This is a genomic window from Pararcticibacter amylolyticus (genome assembly GCF_003130405.1).
Classification (GTDB): Bacteria; Bacteroidota; Bacteroidia; order Sphingobacteriales; family Sphingobacteriaceae; genus Arcticibacter; species Arcticibacter amylolyticus.
Genome location: NZ_QEAS01000001.1, coordinates 2,310 through 20,384 on the forward strand (window position 1 = coordinate 2,310; position 18,075 = coordinate 20,384).

Below are 18,075 nucleotides of genomic sequence, written 5' to 3' on the forward strand. Positions count from 1 at the left end.
AAGATTACCGCAGGGAGACCTTTAGATGCTTCGCCAACGTTATTTGTGACATAATAAGTTGTAGTCCCGTAAAATCTATCCTGATCATTTCTATATCCGTCATAACCAACTTCCGATCGCAAATTTAAATTATCAATCACGGTATATGTCAGCGCCCCATTTAGGTTATAGGTTTTACGATCAACATACTGATCGTTATCCGAGATAGACACCAGTGGATTAATAAGATTAAAATCAGGATCTGTATCGGTAGAGTTTGTAAGTCCAAATACAGGCATAGGAGGGTAAATCATGGCATTTTTCAAACGTGAATCCGCTGATGATTTCTCGTTCTGCTCATTCGCACCCCCTCCTTCCGTTTTAGTATTAGCATAACGCAATCCTAAATCCAGACTGAGACGGTCATATAGTTTATGATTTAATTTAAAGTTGAGGTTCTGCCTTTCAAAACCAGACATCTGCATAATAGCCTTATCCTTCACGAAACTATGACTTACGCTGAATTTGGTTTTTTCACCTCCTCCACTAATATTTAAATTTTGATTAAAAGTAGTTCCAGTCCGCCCAAACACCATTTCTTGCCAATCATTCGCCGGCAGATTTCTGTAGAGATCTATATCCTGAAAATTTCCAAAATATTTAGTGTAATCACTCAAGCTATTGTTATCAAGCAGAGCGCGCTCATATTGCCACGATACATAGTCGTACGGAGATAGCACGTCAAGCTTTTTTGCTAAATTCCGAATCCCGGTGAACGCATTATAGCTGATACTTGTCTTGCCAGCTTTTCCACTCTTTGTCGTAACAACTACTACACCATTAGCCCCTCTTGATCCATAGATCGCAGTAGAAGATGCATCTTTAAGAATATCAATAGATTCAATATCCGCAGGTGCAATATCTGAGATCGAACTTAAAGGGAATCCATCGACAATATATAAAGGAGAATTATCTCCCGTGATAGATCCTCCTCCTCTCACTCTTACCACCATTTCAGCGTCCGGAGACCCTTCCGTTGTTGTGATCTGGACTCCGGATACCCTTCCTGATATAGCTTCAAGGGCTGAAGATACTGGAGCAGCTGCAATGACATCTGCATTTACAGAAGATACCGGTCCCGTTAAATCCTTTTTCTTAACAGTACCATACCCAATAACCACCACCTCATCTAACTGACTATTCGAGCCTTTCAGTACCACTCTCAGAGTCTTTTTTCCCTGCAAAGGCACTTCTGTGGTCTGATAGCCTACATAAGTGAAAATCAGAGTAGCATTTTCCGGGGCGGTTAGCTTAAAACTTCCGGTTACATCAGTGGATGCTCCGCGGGTCGTACCCTTTACTTTAACGGATACTCCGATAAGCTCCTCACCCTTTTCGTCAACAACTTTTCCCGTAACCGAAATATCGGCTAAAGATTCAGCCTTATTCCTGATCACGATCAGGTTATTCTCAAGGATCTGATACGTCAGATCGGTTCCTTTTAACAATTCTCCCATGGTGGCATCAATAGTAGCACCGGAAAGAGTTACGGAAACTTTATTTCTTATTCCTTCAAGGTTCTCGTTATAAAGAAACCTGTAAGATGTCTGGCTTTCAATCTGGCTGATTATACTCGCTATCGCCGACTTCTTTACCTCCAGGTTTATCTTATTCTGAGAAAAACCTGCCGCTGACACAGAGACTGTAAAAATGAAGATCAGCAAGATGGTTAGTTTCATGGATAGGACAAGTTTTTGTAATAACGATTTTTCTGAAATCGTAAAAAAACATTTCATACTTTTACATTAGGTTAAATTAAACATACCCAGCCCGTCACAGTTGGGGTTCCACTTCAAAAATTTAATCTTTATTGAACGGAGGATGCGTCACCATTCTCCGTTTTTTCCCTTAACCGGGAGTCAGATTATTCAGATGATTTAATAAATATTTCGCGCCCATATATTTTAAATTTAAACGAGGCAACTTTCTGCATTGCAAGAAAAGCTTCCTCAATCGTCTCTTTTTCGAACGATCCGTTAAGTTTGATCTGCTTTACTCCGGCGTCTTCAAATACTATCTTAATATCATACCACCGTTCAAGTTTCCTTGCCAGTTCTTCAAAGGTCTCCCCCCTGAATTCTACGCGGTTATACACCCAGGAAGTCTCTATATGCTCATCTTCTTTCAGTTTATCATCCAGGTTTAAAACCTTAAAGTCTTTCTTTTCGGGCAACAGCGAAAGATCTTCCTCGGCAGGTACAATTAGTTTCTGATTAGGCTTCAGTAATATCCTGGACGCTGCAATGGATTCTTCTCCGTTCTTGGAAACTTCAACACTGCCTCTAAGAAGCGTCGTCTCGATGTTCTTGTCGTCTTTATAGCACTTTACGTTGAATGCCGTACCCAAAACTCTTATCCGAATGTCGCCCGCTTCAACAATAAATGGCTGATTAACTTTCTTTGCGACATCAAAAAATGCCTCTCCCACAAGCTTTACCCTCCTAACCTTTCCGTTAAAGGTGGAGTCGTAAAAAAGTTTAGAATCGCCGTTTAACCAAACGCTCGTCCCGTCAGGAAGGAGGATCTTCGTTCTGGAACCATTTTTAACAGCTACCACTTCCTCTCCCTTTTCTGCTGGAGAAGCAACTGGTTTATGATAAAAAAACAATATGGCAGCAACTGCTATAGAGGCGGCATACAGGAGCTGCATAGATTTGCCGGTAAAAAACCGCCATATAGTCTTCGGAGCTTCATCGGTCTCATCCTCTTCTACCCTTTCTTCTTCCGCTCGCTTCAGGATATTCCTGACATGTATTTTTTCGTTGCCTGTGTCAGCGATAGTGTCGTAAGGGTCAGATTCAAGTCCCCATAGTTCTTTCATCACCAGATATTGCCGGCGCAACTCAGGGTCGTGTTTGAAACACACAGAAAGTTCTTCAACTTCCGCCTGATTAGCCTCGCCACTTAGTGTCCGGGCCATTAATATCCATATCCTGTCGTCAGTGTCCATTTAGGATTTATATCCTGGTTTATAGTAAAGACAGGCGTAAGAAGATAATCTACTAAAGAAATTTACAGTTTTTTTATTTTACCTGAACAACAGGCGCTTTCCGGTCCTTTTCTACCCCAAGAGAGGCACAAAGTCTCTTCACCGCGATAGCCATCTGGGCATCAATCGTGTTAACAGAGATATTCAGGATCTGGGCTATTTCCTTATACCGTAATCCGTCCTCGCGTGCTAACTGGAAAATTATTCTGCACCTTTCGGGTAAAAGATCCATCGCTCTCTGTACAGATTGCATTACTTCGGAGGTAACTAATAGGTCGTGGGGTGTTGAACCTTCAGCAATACTATCATGATCCGCAATATCCAGTGCTTCCGTGACAAATCTTGCTGCATTCGAGGACAGAGCATTAAGTGATTTGTTCTTCGTTGCTGAATAAAGGTAAACGTTTAGGTTTTGGATATAGATGATCTCTTCTCTTTTACTCCAGAGCTTTACAAAAACATCCTCCACCACTTCTTCCGCATGTTCCCTGGATTTCAGAAAGTTCTTTGAAAAAACAACAAGTTTTCTGTAGTACCGAAGATAAACTATCTCAAATGCACGCTGATCCCCCTTTGAAATCCGCAATTGCAGATCTTCAAGCCCTTCGTTAAAATCCTTCATTTCCCCTTTCATACCGTGAACTCAAGAATTGAATCATAAACCTAAGAACAGAATGTCTGGCTTATAATTGTTTAGAACCCTTTCCTAATCTACGTTTATTCTATTGTTACTGCAAATAAAAGAAAAAAAGTGAAACAGACCTAATCACAAATGGATCGAAAGGTTATGTAACAGTCTATCTCTTCTGGACACCCAGACTTCTTAATACATATTCTTTAATACTTTAAAGATCTCGCCGGCTGATTAGGGATTAAAGAATGCTAAAATAAGAAAGCGAATTAATAGTTACCTTGCAGGACACTTGCTTCCAAAGAAAAGAGGATATCTCCTCTTCAGAAATATCCTCCTTCTTTATTCCGGGATATCCCGGATATTTACGTTTATCGTAAATCTTTAATCGCTACAGCATCCATATCAGAGTACACGAGGTTTTCACCGCACATAGCCCAGATAAAGCCGTAGTTAGAAGTACCGCCGCCAGAGTGTATTGACCATGGAGGAGATATAATAGCCTGGTGATTCTGAACTACCAGGTGACGTGTTTCCTGGGGCTGGCCCATGAAGTGGAATACCACCTGATTTTCAGGAACGTCAAAATAGAAATAAGATTCCATCCTGCGGTCGTGGACGTGTGAAGGCATTGTATTCCAAACACAACCGGTACTTAATATCGTTAAGCCCATCACCAGCTGACAGCTTTTTGCTCCTTCCAGGTGGATGTACTTATAAATAGTTCTTTCGTTGGCTGTATCTTTACTTCCAATAGTAGTAGGGAATGCGTCTTCCTTTTTAATCAGCTGATGAGGGAATTCCTTGTGCGCAGGAACAGAGTATAAAAAGAACTTTGCGGGGTTTCCGGCAGAAACACTTTTAAACTGAACCGACTTAGTTCCTTTACCTACATAAACGGCATCAAGCTTATTAACCTGGTATGTTGTTCCGTCAACAATCACTTCTCCGTCGCCGCCAACGTTAATAGCTCCTAACTCGCGTCTTTCCAGGAAATAATCAGCTCGAAGATTCTCGTATACCGGAAGTTCAAGCACTTCGTTAGCAGGTGCTACACTGCCGATTATCGCTCTGTCATAGTGCGAATACGTAAAACTGAACTGATCAGCCTGCATCAGGTCTTCCAGCAAAAAGTTTGCACGGAGCTCCGCGGTATTCAATCCCGCCACCTCTTTAGGGCTCTGCGCGTATCTCTGATTCATTATCATATTAAAACTAATTTATTTATAGTCAACTTAATTCTCTTTATCGTCCCATCCATCCGCCGTCTACTGTCAGGATTGTCCCATGCACATAATCGGAAGCACTGGATGCAAGGAAAACCACCGGCCCTCTGAAGTCCTCCGGTTCGCCCCATCTGCCTGCCGGAATACGACCGAGGATCGCATTGCTGCGCTCGGGATCGTTCCTCAGGTCTTCCGTATTATCAGTCGAAATATACCCGGGTGCAATGGCATTTACATTTACTCCTTTCGATGCCCATTCATTTGCCAGCGCCTTCACCAGACTCCCGATAGCTCCTTTACTTGCTGCATATCCGGGAACATTCACTCCTCCCTGAAATGTCAGCAATGACGCAGTAAAAATAATCTTTCCCTTTCCTTGTTTCAGCATTCTTGATCCAATTTCCCTGGTGATCAGAAACTGGCTGTTCAGATTGATATCAATTACCTTGTCCCAATATTCATCAGAATGCTCAGCAGCAGGCTGGCGCATAATGGTTCCGGCATTGTTCAGCAGGATATCAATCCTCTCATTTTCACCGAGCACCTTTTCCAGGAAACCGTACACAGACAGCCTGTTGCTCAGATCGCACTGGTAGGCCTTAAACTGCCTGCCCCTTGCAGTCACTGCCTGTTCTGTTTCGCTGCCGCTTAAAGCAATGGAAGAAGAAACACCGATAATATCGGCTCCGGCTTCAGCCAGGGCAACTGCCATGGCCTTTCCTATCCCCCGGTTGCAGCCCGTCACCAGCGCAATTTTTCCTGACAGATCAAATAAAGAATTGTTGCCCATAATTTAAGAGGTTAATGCGGCCGCAAATTAGCGTTTATAGATAAGATATGGAACACCGATCTTCGTTTTAATAAAGCATTAACCTTAATCGCTATTGGCTGATGTGTATTTGAAATTTTGCATTAAAAAGCTGCTCTTTAGAAAAAAGTGAAAAAGATTTTTATTAAATATTTTAAATATCGCTCTATATTTGCTCTGCTTAATTAAACGGATGAGTTTCGGAGACCAACGCCTGAAAGCTCAATTCAAAAGACTAATTTTTAATTCTTGAATATTAAATAAACCACAAATATGTCACTTTCACTTTTTGATCTTACAGGTAAAAGAGCACTGGTAACAGGTGCAACACACGGCCTCGGAATGGCTATGGCAACTGGTCTCGCAAAAGCAGGTGCTGAAATAATTATTAACGATATTTCTCAGGAAAAGCTGGACAGTGCCATTCAGGAATATGCAGCAAACGGAATCAAAGCACATGGATTTGTGTTTGATGTTACTGATGAAGCTGCCGTTAAAGCTCACGTTGATAAAATTGAAAAGGAAATAGGCCCGATCGATATCCTGGTAAACAATGCCGGTATCATCAAAAGAATTCCCGTTGTAGAAATGGAAGTTGCCGACTGGGAACAGGTATTGAAGATCGACCTTACCGGTCCTTTCATTATGGCTAAGGTGATTGGAAAATACATGATTGAAAGACGTGCCGGTAAAATTATCAACATGTGTTCGATGATGAGCGAAGTAGGCAGAAATACAGTTAGTGCTTATGCAGCTGCAAAAGGCGGGCTGAAAATGCTGACCAAGAACCTCGCAACTGAATGGGCTCAGTTCAACATCCAGGTAAATGGTATCGGTCCTGGTTACTTTGCCACTTCACAGACTGCGCCTATCCGTGTAGACGGACATCCTTTCAATGATTTTATTATCAGCCGTACTCCTGCTGCACGCTGGGGCGAGCAGGAGGACCTTCAGGGAGCTGTGATCTTCCTTTCTTCTAAAGCTTCTGATTTCGTAAGCGGTCATATTCTTTACGTAGACGGAGGGATCCTTGCATCTCTCGGTAAAGCTGCAAACGAATAAAATATTTTAAAAGGGGAAACTCCGGTCACCCGGAGCTTCTCCTTATCACGTTTATTTACTTCCAAAGTTAAGCCGGATTTCACATGAATCCGGCTTCATTATGTGCAGCGGTAAAAACCGGGAACGATTGCACAAAAATTTCTATCTCTTTTGTTCGTTTGCCTGGCTAAACTTATTAATCTTGCTGTGAGCCTTGCTAATTGTAAACTTCAGAAACTAACAGATGGATAATAAACTAAATGAACGGGCGATGGCTCTCCACCAGGCAATTGAACTCATTAATCAACAGACAAGATCATGAAGCAACTGAGCATTTGTATATCACTGTTTTTCCTCGGTGTAAGCGCCTTTGCACAACAAAATAGAATTAAAACAGGCGAAGATAAGCTGGCCTCAAAAGTATGGGTGGCCGACCTGGGAAACGGGAATTATAAAAACCCGGTTCTGAATGCCGATTATTCAGATCCTGATGCGGTGCGCGTGGGGGATGACTTTTACATGGTAGCTTCCAGTTTCGATGCTGTTCCCGGCCTCCCTATCCTTCATTCAAAGGACCTGGTAAACTGGACCATTCTAACCCACGCGCTGAAACGTCAGCCTCCTTTCGATGTGTTTGAGAAAACACAGCATGGCAACGGTGTTTGGGCTCCGTCTATCCGCTATCATAATAACGAATTCTATATCTATTACCCCGATCCTGATTTTGGCATTTATCTTACCAAAGCTAAAAAGGCGGAAGGCCCCTGGTCTGACCCCCTGTTGGTGGAAGCCGGAAAAGGCCTCATAGATCCTTGTCCGCTGTGGGATGAAGATGGGAAAGTATATCTCGTTTATGCCTATGCGGGCAGCCGCGCCGGAATAAAGAGTGTCATTGCGGTGAAGCAACTGAATGAGGATGGTTCGAAAACCCTTGACGAGGGTGTTATTGTATACGACGGGCATCAAAGTGACCCGACTATCGAAGGGCCAAAGTTTTATAAGAGAAACGGTTATTATTATATCTTCGCCCCTGCCGGAGGCGTTTCAACAGGATGGCAGCTGGTACTTCGCTCAAAGAACATCTATGGCCCCTACGAACGCAAAGTGGTGATGGATCAGGGAAAATCTCCTGTCAACGGACCTCATCAGGGAGCCTGGGTAGATACACCGGGTGGGGAAGACTGGTTCCTGCACTTCCAGGATAAAGAAGCTTACGGCCGTGTAGTACATCTGCAACCAATGAAATGGGTGAAAGACTGGCCGGTAATCGGGATTGATAAGGACGGCGACGGAAAAGGCGAACCTGTGCTCACTTACAGAAAACCTAACGTAAGTAAAAGCTATCCGGCTGCAACACCCGCTGAAAGCGATGAGTTCAATGACCTCAGGCCGGGCCTTCAATGGCAGTGGCAGGCCAATCCCCTCGCGACATGGTCTTTCATGGCTCCTATCAGTGGAACGCTGAAATTGTATACTCATCAGGTGCCCAATGGCGCTAAGAACCTTTGGGATGTCCCCAATATACTGATGCAGAAATTCCCTGCTGACGAGTTTATGGCAACAACTAAAGTTACCTTCAGCCCTAATCCTAAGCTGGAGAATGAAAGAACCGGGCTTGTGGTGATGGGCCTGAGCTATGCGGGGATCAGTATCCGAAGTAAAAAAGACGGTTTGTATCTGGTACACGGCGTTAGCAACAACGCTGAAAAAGGTAATCCGGAAAAAGAAACAATTATTACTAAACTAGCATCAGGAGAAGTATATCTTCGCGTGACAGTCCGCAATGGCGCAAAATGCCAGTTTAGTTATAGTACCGATAATAAGAAATACATCAATACCGGCGATGTCTTTCCGGCAACACCCGGAAAATGGATCGGAGCTAAACTCGGGATTTACGCCACGAGGGAAACGCAGATCAACGATTCCGGATGGGCTGACTACGATTGGTTCAGAATTGATGCGGTCTGGTGATCGGGGCCGGCCAGTATACCGGAGATGAGGATCAACGGATGATATTTTCGCACCGGGCTTTCAGCTCTCCGACAAACAGAGCCTCATCTTTAGGTGATATAAAGACCTCAGAGCCCTTGTACTTAATTCTCAACCTTTTAAGGGAAAGAGCAGGAGATGCCATGAAATGATATTTACCATGAGCATCTACTGCTGTAATATCTTTTAAAGGGATGGAAGGGCCAAAAGGCCTGACCAACAGTTCTTCCTGGGTTAACACATAACTGATATTAAGAAAAAACCAGAGCAGCAAAGCGCAAACACCCGTAAAAATGGCTCCCGCCAGAAGATCGCCTGTCAGCCAAAAATATACGGTAAGAGCGAGAAAAAAGACGATGTAAATATACGCCCAAAGCCCCATCTTGCTTTTGTAGGTCATCATGGTTTATAACTTTTCGTTTATTTAAACCGGGCATCCTTAAATGTCCGCATTCTTTAGTCTAATTGTATTATACATATATAGTAACAATTTAAGACTAAAAAAATGATCATGATCACTTTAGATGCATTACATAAAACGCAAGGGGTCAGTATGCTGGCACGGCATAAAGTGCGAAGCGTTCTATTCTGGATTCCAGCCGCGGAACACCTTTTCTAACGTGTACTCCCCTGCCTCCTCTTTTGTCAACTGATGCGACCAGGCAACGCGCTGTTTCGGCCGGAACCCTTCACCCCGGTTATTATACTCAGCATAAAATGAAGTTTTCTCATTGCTCACTTTGTCCCAGTTATGCCAGCCTTCGGGGCGAATGTGCTTTCCAAGGTCGCAATTCATAAACACCACTTTAGAAAACGGGCGCCAGGGCCTTCCCAGATAAAAGGAGTTTACTGAACCGTCTCCCCTTATCCTGCAGTTCATAAAAACATAGCCATACTTTACCGAATCGGGCGTGGAAGCAGCCGTTACATACCCTTGCTTTTTGCAGAAAATATCACAATCCTTAAATACCGCTGTTGAGGATCCGAATATGAAATCTACAGTACCTTCAATATAACAATTGAAAAAGTACTGCCGGCTGCCATACCCATACGTATAGAGCGTATCCTGGAATCCCAGGAATCTGCAATTTTTAAATTTCATCCTGTCGCCTGCTGACCAAACGGCTACAGCCTGCCCCACCGGCCCCGAGGAATTCGCGAAAGTGATGTTTTCGGCACTGAAGTCATCACCATAAATGTAAAAACTGGCAGAGCCAGATGTTCCCATTTCTTCGCCGAACCGGTTCTTTTTTGACGCGTAATCATCGTAGGTGAGGATCGTTTTGTCCGGGCTCTCGCCAATCAGCCTTACCATCCTTTTCGATGGCGCCAGAAGCAGTTTCTCTTTATAGACGCCATTCTTAATAAAGATGACTGTCTGTACCTTCCGAAAATCGGGCACGGCATTAATGGCTTCCTGCACTGTTTTAAAATCTCCGCTCCCGTCCTGTGCGACGGTAAAATGTCTTTCCTGCGCACTTAGCAATGCAGGCCCGCATAAAATACTAAAAAGAAAAAATAAGAATACTTTCATAGGATTCACTATAACAAAGGGACGGCAAATTTACTTTTCTCTTAAATAGCGAACCAGCTCAACTTTCGCTTCTTTTAAGCCCTCAGCAGCCAGAAGTGCGATTTGCTTCGCTCCTTCGGGGCTGAGGTGGGTGTCGTCTTTTTTTCCGTCGGGATAGTTTTCCGTACCTGGAGGTACGTGGTTGAATAACTTCACAGAGCCTTCATCCCCCAAAGAACTTAACAATCTTTCTGTCTTTTTCTGCATGTCGACCAGCGGTACATGGAGGCTGTCGGCCACTTTTCTGACCGCATCAGGATAACCGAGATGAGTATCGGTTAATTTGCCGTTCTGGAAGTTGCGGCGCACAATAGGGGTCATCAATACCGGAATGGCTTTCTTTGCACGTGCTTCGCTGACAAAGGTTGCAAGGTTCGCCTTATACTGTTCTATAGTGGTTCCAACTCCCGGCTTATTGATCTTTTCATCATTATGGCCAAATTCTATCAGGACATAGTCGCCCTCCTTCAGATTATCGTAAACAGCCTGCCAGCGTTTTTCATTGATAAACGAGAGAGTGCTTCTGCCATTCATCGCCCGGTTGTCTACGGTTACTTTCTTGTTGAAGAACGTTGAAAACGGCATGCCCCACCCCGTTTCAGGATAAGCTTTTGGCTGCTTTACGGACATAGTGGAATCTCCTATCATCCACACGGTGATTTTATGATTTTGTATTAATGCGAATGACATTAATACGATGGAAAACAAAAAGAGAAAGATTTTCCTGTTCATTCTATTTATCTGTTTATTTAAGTACTAAGCTGTTTAAATACACTTCAATATTGGTATACTCCTTACTAAGTGTGTATCCGGCGGCATCAGCCGGATCAGACGGGTTCAGGTTGTTCTTCTTTTCCCATTCGTCAGCAATTCCATCCTTGTCCGAATCCAACGGAGCAGGAAGAGACCTGAGTTCCGGCCAGCCCTCCACATCTTTGGGCGAATCAATAATTCCGTTTTTCAGTTTGCCGGCTGCGGAACTTCCGGTCCTGACTTCTTCGGTAAGGCGGACATCCGCCTTATCCCGTCTAAAGCTTGCCCCTGCAAGTTTCAGTACGCTTGCGTACGCTTTTGCGGCATCCTGGCATCCAACAGCCTCCGTAGTAAAGGCTTGTTCTGTTTTTGCAGAATCGGGGTGATCAGCTTTGACTCCTGTCCAGTTATCTTTTGAAACCTTCTTATTGCCCTCCAGAACATTCCCGCACAAATAAAACTGCCCGTATGGCGACCAGGGATTCAGTATTTGCTGCTTCTTGGAGGCAAGAGTGGCAGGGCCTGCTTTAAAATAGTTGCTCACGACATTATACCGTCCGCGCTCTCCCCCGTATACGCTGTTTATTTCCCAGTTATAAATAACATTATTTCTAAAGTCCACCAGTTCGTCCTTTGAGTTGGGAGTGGTTGAGGAGCCGCTAAAGCGGGGTGTACGGCTTTTATGACTGGCGATCAGGTTATGATGAAAAGACGCTCCCTCTCCTCCCCAGATCCCGCCATACCCGTGTTCCCCCTTTGCGTGGACGGATGAATTGAGACTTTCTGCTATGATACACCATTGCATCGTAAAGTTCCGGTTATGATAGAAAGAGGCACATTCATCCGTTGCCCAGCTCATGGAGCAATGATCAATGATAATATTGTTATTGCCTTTGTTGGCTCCCAGAGCATCTGCTTCGACTTTCTTTTCATCTCCCATCCGGAAACGCATATAGCGGATGATTACGTTATCGGCTTTTATACTTACCGGATAGTTCTTAATACAAATGCCGTCACCAGGAGCTGATTGTCCTGCAATGGTGACATCCCCGTTATTGATATCCAGAGGCCCCTCAAGGGCAATGGTTCCGGAGACAGAAAAGATGATGGTCCTTGGCCCCTTGGCCTGTATGGCTTTTCTCAGGCTGCCTTCGCCTGCATCATTCAGGTTACTGACATATATTACCCGGCCCCCTCTCCCTCCGCTGGCATGTCTGCCAAAGCCTTCTGCGCCGGGGAATGCAGCCGGACTTTGTGCACAAACCGGGTACGATGCTCCACCGAGGAGCAACATTGTTGTTACGAGCCTTAAAGTTCCTAAAAGATTAATTTCCATTTCATTTTAGCTGTTACCCACGCTAAAAAACACTGTTTACTCTCCCGGTTTATCGGAAAAATATTTTGTTTTTAAGCCCCAATGCTATTTTTATAAGTTTACGAGTATCTGGTTTATAAGCAATTACAAACAATATTAGGTTTTTGCAGTGATAGTTGTACCCGGATGATTAAACTATATTTATGCAATCGTTCCCGCAATCGTTATAGTTGTAAGACAGAGCAGGGTCAGACGGCTTGGCGATTCCTTCTTGTCAATATATATAAGTATATTAGCGTTTTAGAAAATCGTTCTAAAATTCAGATGAAGTTCAATACGGTAACTATTAAGGATATAGCGAAAGCGTTAGGGCTTTCAACATCAACCGTCTCCAGAGCGTTAAGAGGAGGGTATGAGATTAGTGAAGAAACAAAAAAGATTGTTCTTGAATACGCCGAGAAAATTAATTACCGTCCTAATCCCATTGCACTCAGCCTGAAAGAGCGAAGGAGTCATTCAATAGGTGTTGTGGTCTCTGAGATTGCAAACAACTTCTTCTCGCAGGCAATTAATGGTGTTGAGTCTGTGGCATACAACCGGGACTATCATGTTATTATTACTCAAAGCCATGAGCGCTTTGACCGGGAAGTGATGAACGTTGAACACCTGGCATCGCGCTCCGTTGATGGATTGCTGATCTCCCTTTCTTCTGAGAGCTCGGATATTTCTTATCTCAAATCTCTTCACGATAAAGGGTTGCCGATGGTGTTCTTTGACAGGATCACCGAGGAGATTCATACTCACCGGGTTATTGCAGATAACCTGAAAGGCTCTTTCGAAGCTACTGAGTATCTGATCAGCCTGGGGCATAAACGGATTGCTCATATTACGAATGCCTCACATTTATCCATTACCAGGGAAAGACTTGAGGGATATAAGGCCGCTCTTCAAAGATACCAGCTGCCGTTTAATGAGGACTATGTGAAACATGGGAAGTCGCAGGGGATTGAGCAGGAAGAAATAGACCAGGCAATACGTGAACTATTCGAGTTGCCTGAACCTCCTGAGGCTATATTTATTGCCCAGGATAAGCTTAGCCTTTTCTGCCTGATGGCAATTAAGAAGCTTGCTCCTGCACACCTGGAAGACATTGCTATTGCCGGTTTTACGAATGCAAATGTTGTCGACTTATTTTCTCCTTCCATTACTGCTGTGAGACAGCCTGCGTTTGACATGGGAAAAACAGCTACTGAACTGTTGCTGCAGCTTATAGAAAGCAAAAGGCCTGTCGAAGAATTCCAGACGAAGGTCTTCAATACTGAACTGATCTTCACCAACAGTCACAGGATTTCAGGGTAAATTATTCGACGAACGGCCGTTTTCTGTTGAGGTGCCAAAAACTGCCGTTCATCTAATATTCTATGCACTTAGTCTAATTAATTTTCAAATAAGGGAAAGTTGCTGTTGCTTTGATTATCAATAACAGCAAAATGAAAACAGCAACTAACTCAATATCCCCCTTTATTATACTACTGGTTCCGGTGATCCTGGCCATCGTGCTCACCATAAGCTATGCAAAGCCAGAGTTGAATCCCGAAAAGTATGAAGCAGCCTCTTATTTCAGGATGCCCTCATGGACGGGTGTGGTACAGGCAATATTCTAAGTCCGTGCTGCTTATTCCAGCTCTTCCATCTGGTGTTGTCCGGGAATACGGACTTCTTTGAAGCCAATATCTAAAAGACGGTTCCTGAAGACGGTCTGAGTGTCATACTCCCCGTGAACGAGATACAGGGCTTTTACCTTTTCAGGGTCCTGGCAGGAAAGAAATTTAAGAAGATCATCACAATCTCCGTGGGCACTCATAGATCTTATGACCCGTACTTCTGCCCTCACATCATATTCATCTCCAAAAATTGAAACCACCTTTTTCCCTCTGATCAGCTCTCCGCCTAATGAAGACGGTTCGCAGTAGCCTACCATGAGAATAGTGTTCCTGTCGTTGCTCACCACACTCCTTATATGGTGTTTTACCCGTCCGGCTTCGGCCATCCCTGAAGAGGAAATAATAACAGAGGGCCGCGGATCGTTAACAAGAGCCCGGGATTCCTCTACCGACTGGATAAACTTCAGCCCTTTAAATTTAAAGACATCATCATCCTGTTTCATTACTTCTTTAACCCCGCGGTTGAGGACATCCGTATGTTCCCTTAAAACTTGTGTTGCTTTCTGGGAAAGCGGACTGTCTACATAATAGGGAAAATCAGGCAAAAGTCCCCTTAACTCCAGCGAGTTGAGGGCATACAGCAATTCCTGTGTCCGCCCGACGCTGAATGCGGGAATAACCAGCTTTCCTCCCTTCAGGTTACAGGTCTGATTTATAATCTCCTGTAAACGTTCTTCAAGTGGCTCCATATCCTGGTGAAAGCTGTCACCATAAGTGGATTCGAGAATAATATAGTCTGCCTGTGGGAAGCTTTGCGGGTTCTTCAGCAGCAAATCGCCATACCGGCCTACGTCTCCACTGAATGTGAGCTGGGTATATTTCGCATCTTCGAGAATTGTCAAATGCACGGCGGCGCTTCCGATCACATGCCCTGCGTCGGTAAAGCGAAGCTTGATCCTGGGCTCGATCTCAAAATCGGTATTATAGTCAACTATTTTAAAAAGCCTCATGGCTTCCATCACATCCTCTTCCGTGTAAAGCGGCTTGAAAAGAGATAAACCACGCCTGGTCCGCATTTCATTTATGGATTCTGTTTCCTGCTGCTGGATTCCTGCTGAGTCATCCAAAAGCACCCGTGCCAGGTCCATCGTCGGTGCTGTGCTGAAGATCGTCCCCTTAAACCCTTCGGCAACCATCCTGGGAATTAAACCACAATGATCGATATGCGCATGAGACAATATAAGATAATCCACCTTTGCAGGGTTAAATCCAAAATGTCCGTTAAGGTCCTCTGTTTCTTCTCCCATTCCCTGGAAAAGGCCGCAATCAAGCAGAATCTGAGTACCGTTGTTCAACTTTATTAAGTGTTTGCTGCCGGTTACACATCTGGCAGCACCATGAAACGTTATCGTCATAAATGTATCTTCTGATAAAGGTTTACACACAACACGCCAGTGAATTTTAAGTTTGGAATCATACAAACTAAAAGAATAGTTGTATAACTAAATATTCAATTATACCTTTAACTTATCATTTAAGCATACGGGCTATGAAAGAGTTAACGAGAGCAGAAGAGCAGATCATGCAGGTTTTATGGAAATTGGAGAAGGCCTTTGTAAAGGAGGTAATCGATGCATTGCCGGAACCCAAACCGGCGTATAATACGGTTTCAACTATCATCCGGATCCTTGAAACAAAAGGCTTTGTGGATCATGAGGCTTTTGGAAAGAGTCACCGGTACTTCCCGGTGATCAGTAAAGAACAATACAAGAGCTTTGCTACCGAAAAGTTGCTGACCAACTATTTCAGTAATTCGATAGAAAAGATGTTTTCTTTCTTCGTAAAAAAAGAGAAGATTGACCTGAACGAAGCTGATGAAATTCTGAAACTTATTGAAGACCTCAAAAATAAAAAATCATGACATGGTTTGCTTACCTGGTTCAGGTGAATGTTTACCTGACACTTTTCTATGCGTTCTATTTCATTTTTCTCCGGAATGAAACTATTTCACGTTAAACAGGATCGTCCTGGTAGGTTCGGGCACCTTCTCCTTTATAATCCCCTTAATACAGTCTGACCATATCCGGTCCTATTTCATAACGAATACAGTGTATCAGGCGGCCAGGTCCGTTAAGACTATCTATTTAACGCCGGCGAACGTACTTTTACAGGAGCAAAACGATACGAACTGGCTTTTAGTTATTTATGTCTCAGGCATGGCGCTGTTTTTGGGCAGATTTCTCCTGCGGCTCTTCAGTGCTTTACGCTACCGTCCATCGGAGGCTACGCAGCCCTATTCGTTCTTCCACCGGATTGTCGTTCCGGATCATATCAAGGTTAAAGAGCCTGTCATGAAGCATGAAGAAATCCATGTAAAGCAATGGCATTCAGCAGATATTATTTTATTTGAGCTTATTTCAGCTGTTAACTGGTTCAACCCGGTTACTTACTTATACAAAAAGTCTATCCGGTCGGTACACGAATTTATTGCTGACGGCTCTGCTGTAAAGAAAGCAGGCAGCGTGTCCGACTATTCATTATTGCTGCTTGGCGAAACCCTGGGCACTCCGGCATCTTTCCTCGCTAACAATTTCTTTAACGAATCACTCCTAAAAAAAAGGATAATTATGCTAACCAAAACAAAATCAAAAAAATCTGCCTTGATAAAATATGGGCTGACTGCGCCCTTGTTTCTCCTGATGATCATCTTTTCCTCCGCAACACTGGACGCCGGCTCAGTGATCCGCAAAACAAGAATAAATGTAGATACTGCAGGAAAAAGCACAGCAGCGGGCGATACATCCATCCACGATTTTGCAGCCATTGATGTTCTACCCAATTTCCCGGGAGGCATGCCGATGTTCTATCAGTACGTCTCAAAAGAATTCAAATATCCTTTGGAGGCTCAGAAAAACAAGATAACCGGCAGATTGATCATCAATTTTGTCGTGGAAAAAGATGGGAGTCTGAATGGGATAAGGGTTCTGCGCGACCTGGGTAACGGATTGGGAGAAGAGGCGGTAAAGATGCTAAAAAACTCGCCTAAATGGGTACCCGGCACCCAAAACGGGAAGCCGGTCAGGGTAATGTATACACTTCCTATCATGGTTCAGCCCAAACCGGAAACCTCTACTCCTCCGAAGCAATAGTAGCAGGCGAAAGAACGTTATTTCGTACAAAAAGCCATTAAAAAAATAAGAGCCCTGCGCAAATGCATCAGGGCTCTTAAAGTTTCCTCCTTGCCTCGTGGCACAAAATTAGTTAATTTCTTCTTCTTTAAAAAATTTGGCTGTAAAATAATCGCGCCTCATTCTGTTAATATTTGTTAAAGAAATTCCCTTCGGACATTCTATCTCGCAAGCCCCGGTATTGGTACAGCTTCCAAAGCCTTCTGCATCCATCTGAGCAACCATTGCCTGAACACGGCGATATCTTTCCGGCTGTCCCTGTGGTAACAACGCCAACTGCGATATCTTAGCAGAAACGAATAAGGCTGCTGATGCATTTTTACATGCAGCCACACAAGCCCCGCACTGAATACATGTGGCAGAATTAAACGCTTCGTCGGCTATTACTTTAGGAATCGGGATTTCATTTGCATCAGGAATTCCTCCTGTATTAACTGAAACGAAACCGCCTGCTTCCTGGATTCTGTCGAAGGCAGTTCTGTCTGTTGCAAGATCCTTGATCACCGGGAAGGCTTCAGCTCTCCAGGGTTCAATGGTGATGGTTTCACCATCATGGAAGCTCCTCATGTGGAGCTGACAGGTAGTGATCCCTCTCTTTGGCCCGTGAGGACGACCATTAATATAAAGAGAACACATGCCACAGATACCTTCACGGCAGTCGTGATCAAAATGAATCGGATCCTCCCCCTTCTTCACTAATCTCTCATTCACCACATCCAGCATTTCCAGAAATGACATATCGGGAGAAATGTCATCAGCTTTATATGTTACAAATCTGCCCTTATCGGCGACGTTCTTTTGTCTCCAGACATTCAGGGTTAAATTCATGTTTCCGCTCATAATATTTTTAGTTTTGAGA

Annotated in this window: 17 protein-coding genes; 6 read left to right on the forward strand and 11 right to left on the reverse strand. The window is 43.9% G+C overall.

Going from position 1 to position 18,075, the window contains the following annotated elements; genetic code table 11:
* The 5 genes from DDR33_RS26545 to kduD form a co-directional block, all read right to left on the reverse strand.
* Positions 1–1,718 (reverse strand): SusC/RagA family TonB-linked outer membrane protein (locus tag DDR33_RS26545; RefSeq protein WP_238387600.1); only part of this gene is annotated, 1,718 nt, incomplete at its 3' end.
* A 185-nt stretch (positions 1,719–1,903) separates the two neighbouring features.
* Positions 1,904–2,989, reverse strand: a complete 1,086-nt coding sequence (locus tag DDR33_RS00015; protein ID WP_109413719.1) for a FecR family protein — start codon at positions 2,987–2,989, stop codon at positions 1,904–1,906.
* A 73-nt stretch (positions 2,990–3,062) separates the two neighbouring features.
* The gene (locus DDR33_RS00020; protein WP_109414151.1) at positions 3,063–3,650 is read right to left on the reverse strand and encodes an RNA polymerase sigma-70 factor; all 588 of its coding nucleotides are present in this window, start codon (positions 3,648–3,650) and stop codon (positions 3,063–3,065) included.
* Between the two features lie 380 nt (positions 3,651–4,030).
* Positions 4,031–4,861 carry a 5-dehydro-4-deoxy-D-glucuronate isomerase gene (gene kduI / locus DDR33_RS00025; protein ID WP_317047402.1) on the reverse strand — a complete coding sequence of 277 codons (831 nt, stop codon included), beginning with the start codon at positions 4,859–4,861 and terminating at the stop codon, positions 4,031–4,033.
* Positions 4,862–4,904: 43 nt separating this feature from the next.
* A complete protein-coding gene (gene kduD / locus DDR33_RS00030; protein WP_109413721.1) occupies positions 4,905–5,675 on the reverse strand; it encodes a 2-dehydro-3-deoxy-D-gluconate 5-dehydrogenase KduD in 771 nt (256 codons plus the stop codon).
* A 291-nt stretch (positions 5,676–5,966) separates the two neighbouring features.
* Here kduD and DDR33_RS00035 point away from each other — a divergent pair, with 291 nt between their 5' ends.
* Entirely contained in the window at positions 5,967–6,755 is a 789-nt protein-coding gene (locus DDR33_RS00035) for a gluconate 5-dehydrogenase (protein WP_109413722.1), read from the forward strand.
* Between the two features lie 297 nt (positions 6,756–7,052).
* The gene (locus DDR33_RS00040; RefSeq protein WP_109413723.1) at positions 7,053–8,705 is read left to right on the forward strand and encodes a glycoside hydrolase family 43 protein; all 1,653 of its coding nucleotides are present in this window, start codon (positions 7,053–7,055) and stop codon (positions 8,703–8,705) included.
* 31 nt (positions 8,706–8,736) lie between these two features.
* Here DDR33_RS00040 and DDR33_RS00045 read toward each other — a convergent pair whose 3' ends face one another.
* The 4 genes from DDR33_RS00045 to DDR33_RS00060 all read right to left on the reverse strand — a co-directional run bounded on the left by DDR33_RS00045 (position 8,737) and on the right by DDR33_RS00060 (position 12,385).
* Positions 8,737–9,126, reverse strand: coding sequence for a PH domain-containing protein (locus DDR33_RS00045; RefSeq protein ID WP_109413724.1), 390 nt, complete (start codon positions 9,124–9,126; stop codon positions 8,737–8,739).
* A gap of 180 nt (positions 9,127–9,306) precedes the next feature.
* Positions 9,307–10,257: a pectinesterase family protein gene (locus tag DDR33_RS00050; protein ID WP_109413725.1), complete on the reverse strand. Its 951-nt coding sequence runs from the start codon at positions 10,255–10,257 to the stop codon at positions 9,307–9,309.
* A 30-nt stretch (positions 10,258–10,287) separates the two neighbouring features.
* The gene (locus tag DDR33_RS00055; protein ID WP_109413726.1) at positions 10,288–11,028 is read right to left on the reverse strand and encodes a rhamnogalacturonan acetylesterase; all 741 of its coding nucleotides are present in this window, start codon (positions 11,026–11,028) and stop codon (positions 10,288–10,290) included.
* Between the two features lie 13 nt (positions 11,029–11,041).
* The gene (locus DDR33_RS00060; RefSeq protein WP_202913613.1) at positions 11,042–12,385 is read right to left on the reverse strand and encodes a pectate lyase family protein; all 1,344 of its coding nucleotides are present in this window, start codon (positions 12,383–12,385) and stop codon (positions 11,042–11,044) included.
* A 303-nt stretch (positions 12,386–12,688) separates the two neighbouring features.
* Between DDR33_RS00060 and DDR33_RS00065 the strand changes: the two genes are divergently transcribed.
* Together DDR33_RS00065 and DDR33_RS25660 are read left to right on the forward strand one after the other, a co-directional pair.
* Positions 12,689–13,723 (forward strand): LacI family DNA-binding transcriptional regulator, encoded by a 1,035-nt coding sequence (locus DDR33_RS00065; RefSeq protein WP_109413727.1) that lies wholly within the window; start codon positions 12,689–12,691, stop codon positions 13,721–13,723.
* Between the two features lie 131 nt (positions 13,724–13,854).
* Positions 13,855–14,028: a hypothetical protein gene (locus tag DDR33_RS25660; protein WP_158280600.1), complete on the forward strand. Its 174-nt coding sequence runs from the start codon at positions 13,855–13,857 to the stop codon at positions 14,026–14,028.
* Between the two features lie 11 nt (positions 14,029–14,039).
* Here the strand turns inward: DDR33_RS25660 and DDR33_RS00070 are convergent, their stop codons facing one another.
* Complete coding sequence (locus tag DDR33_RS00070) at positions 14,040–15,443, reverse strand: MBL fold metallo-hydrolase RNA specificity domain-containing protein (RefSeq protein ID WP_109413728.1); 1,404 nt, start codon at positions 15,441–15,443, stop codon at positions 14,040–14,042.
* Positions 15,444–15,577: 134 nt separating this feature from the next.
* Between DDR33_RS00070 and DDR33_RS00075 the strand changes: the two genes are divergently transcribed.
* Positions 15,578–15,949, forward strand: a complete 372-nt coding sequence (locus tag DDR33_RS00075; RefSeq protein WP_109413729.1) for a BlaI/MecI/CopY family transcriptional regulator — start codon at positions 15,578–15,580, stop codon at positions 15,947–15,949.
* A gap of 295 nt (positions 15,950–16,244) precedes the next feature.
* Entirely contained in the window at positions 16,245–17,177 is a 933-nt protein-coding gene (locus tag DDR33_RS00080; protein WP_146198668.1) for a M56 family metallopeptidase, read from the forward strand.
* 108 nt (positions 17,178–17,285) lie between these two features.
* On the opposite strand, the gene DDR33_RS00085 is transcribed toward DDR33_RS00080, so the two are convergent.
* Positions 17,286–18,056 (reverse strand): succinate dehydrogenase/fumarate reductase iron-sulfur subunit, encoded by a 771-nt coding sequence (locus tag DDR33_RS00085; RefSeq protein WP_202913614.1) that lies wholly within the window; start codon positions 18,054–18,056, stop codon positions 17,286–17,288.
* Positions 18,057–18,075: the final 19 nt, after the last annotated feature.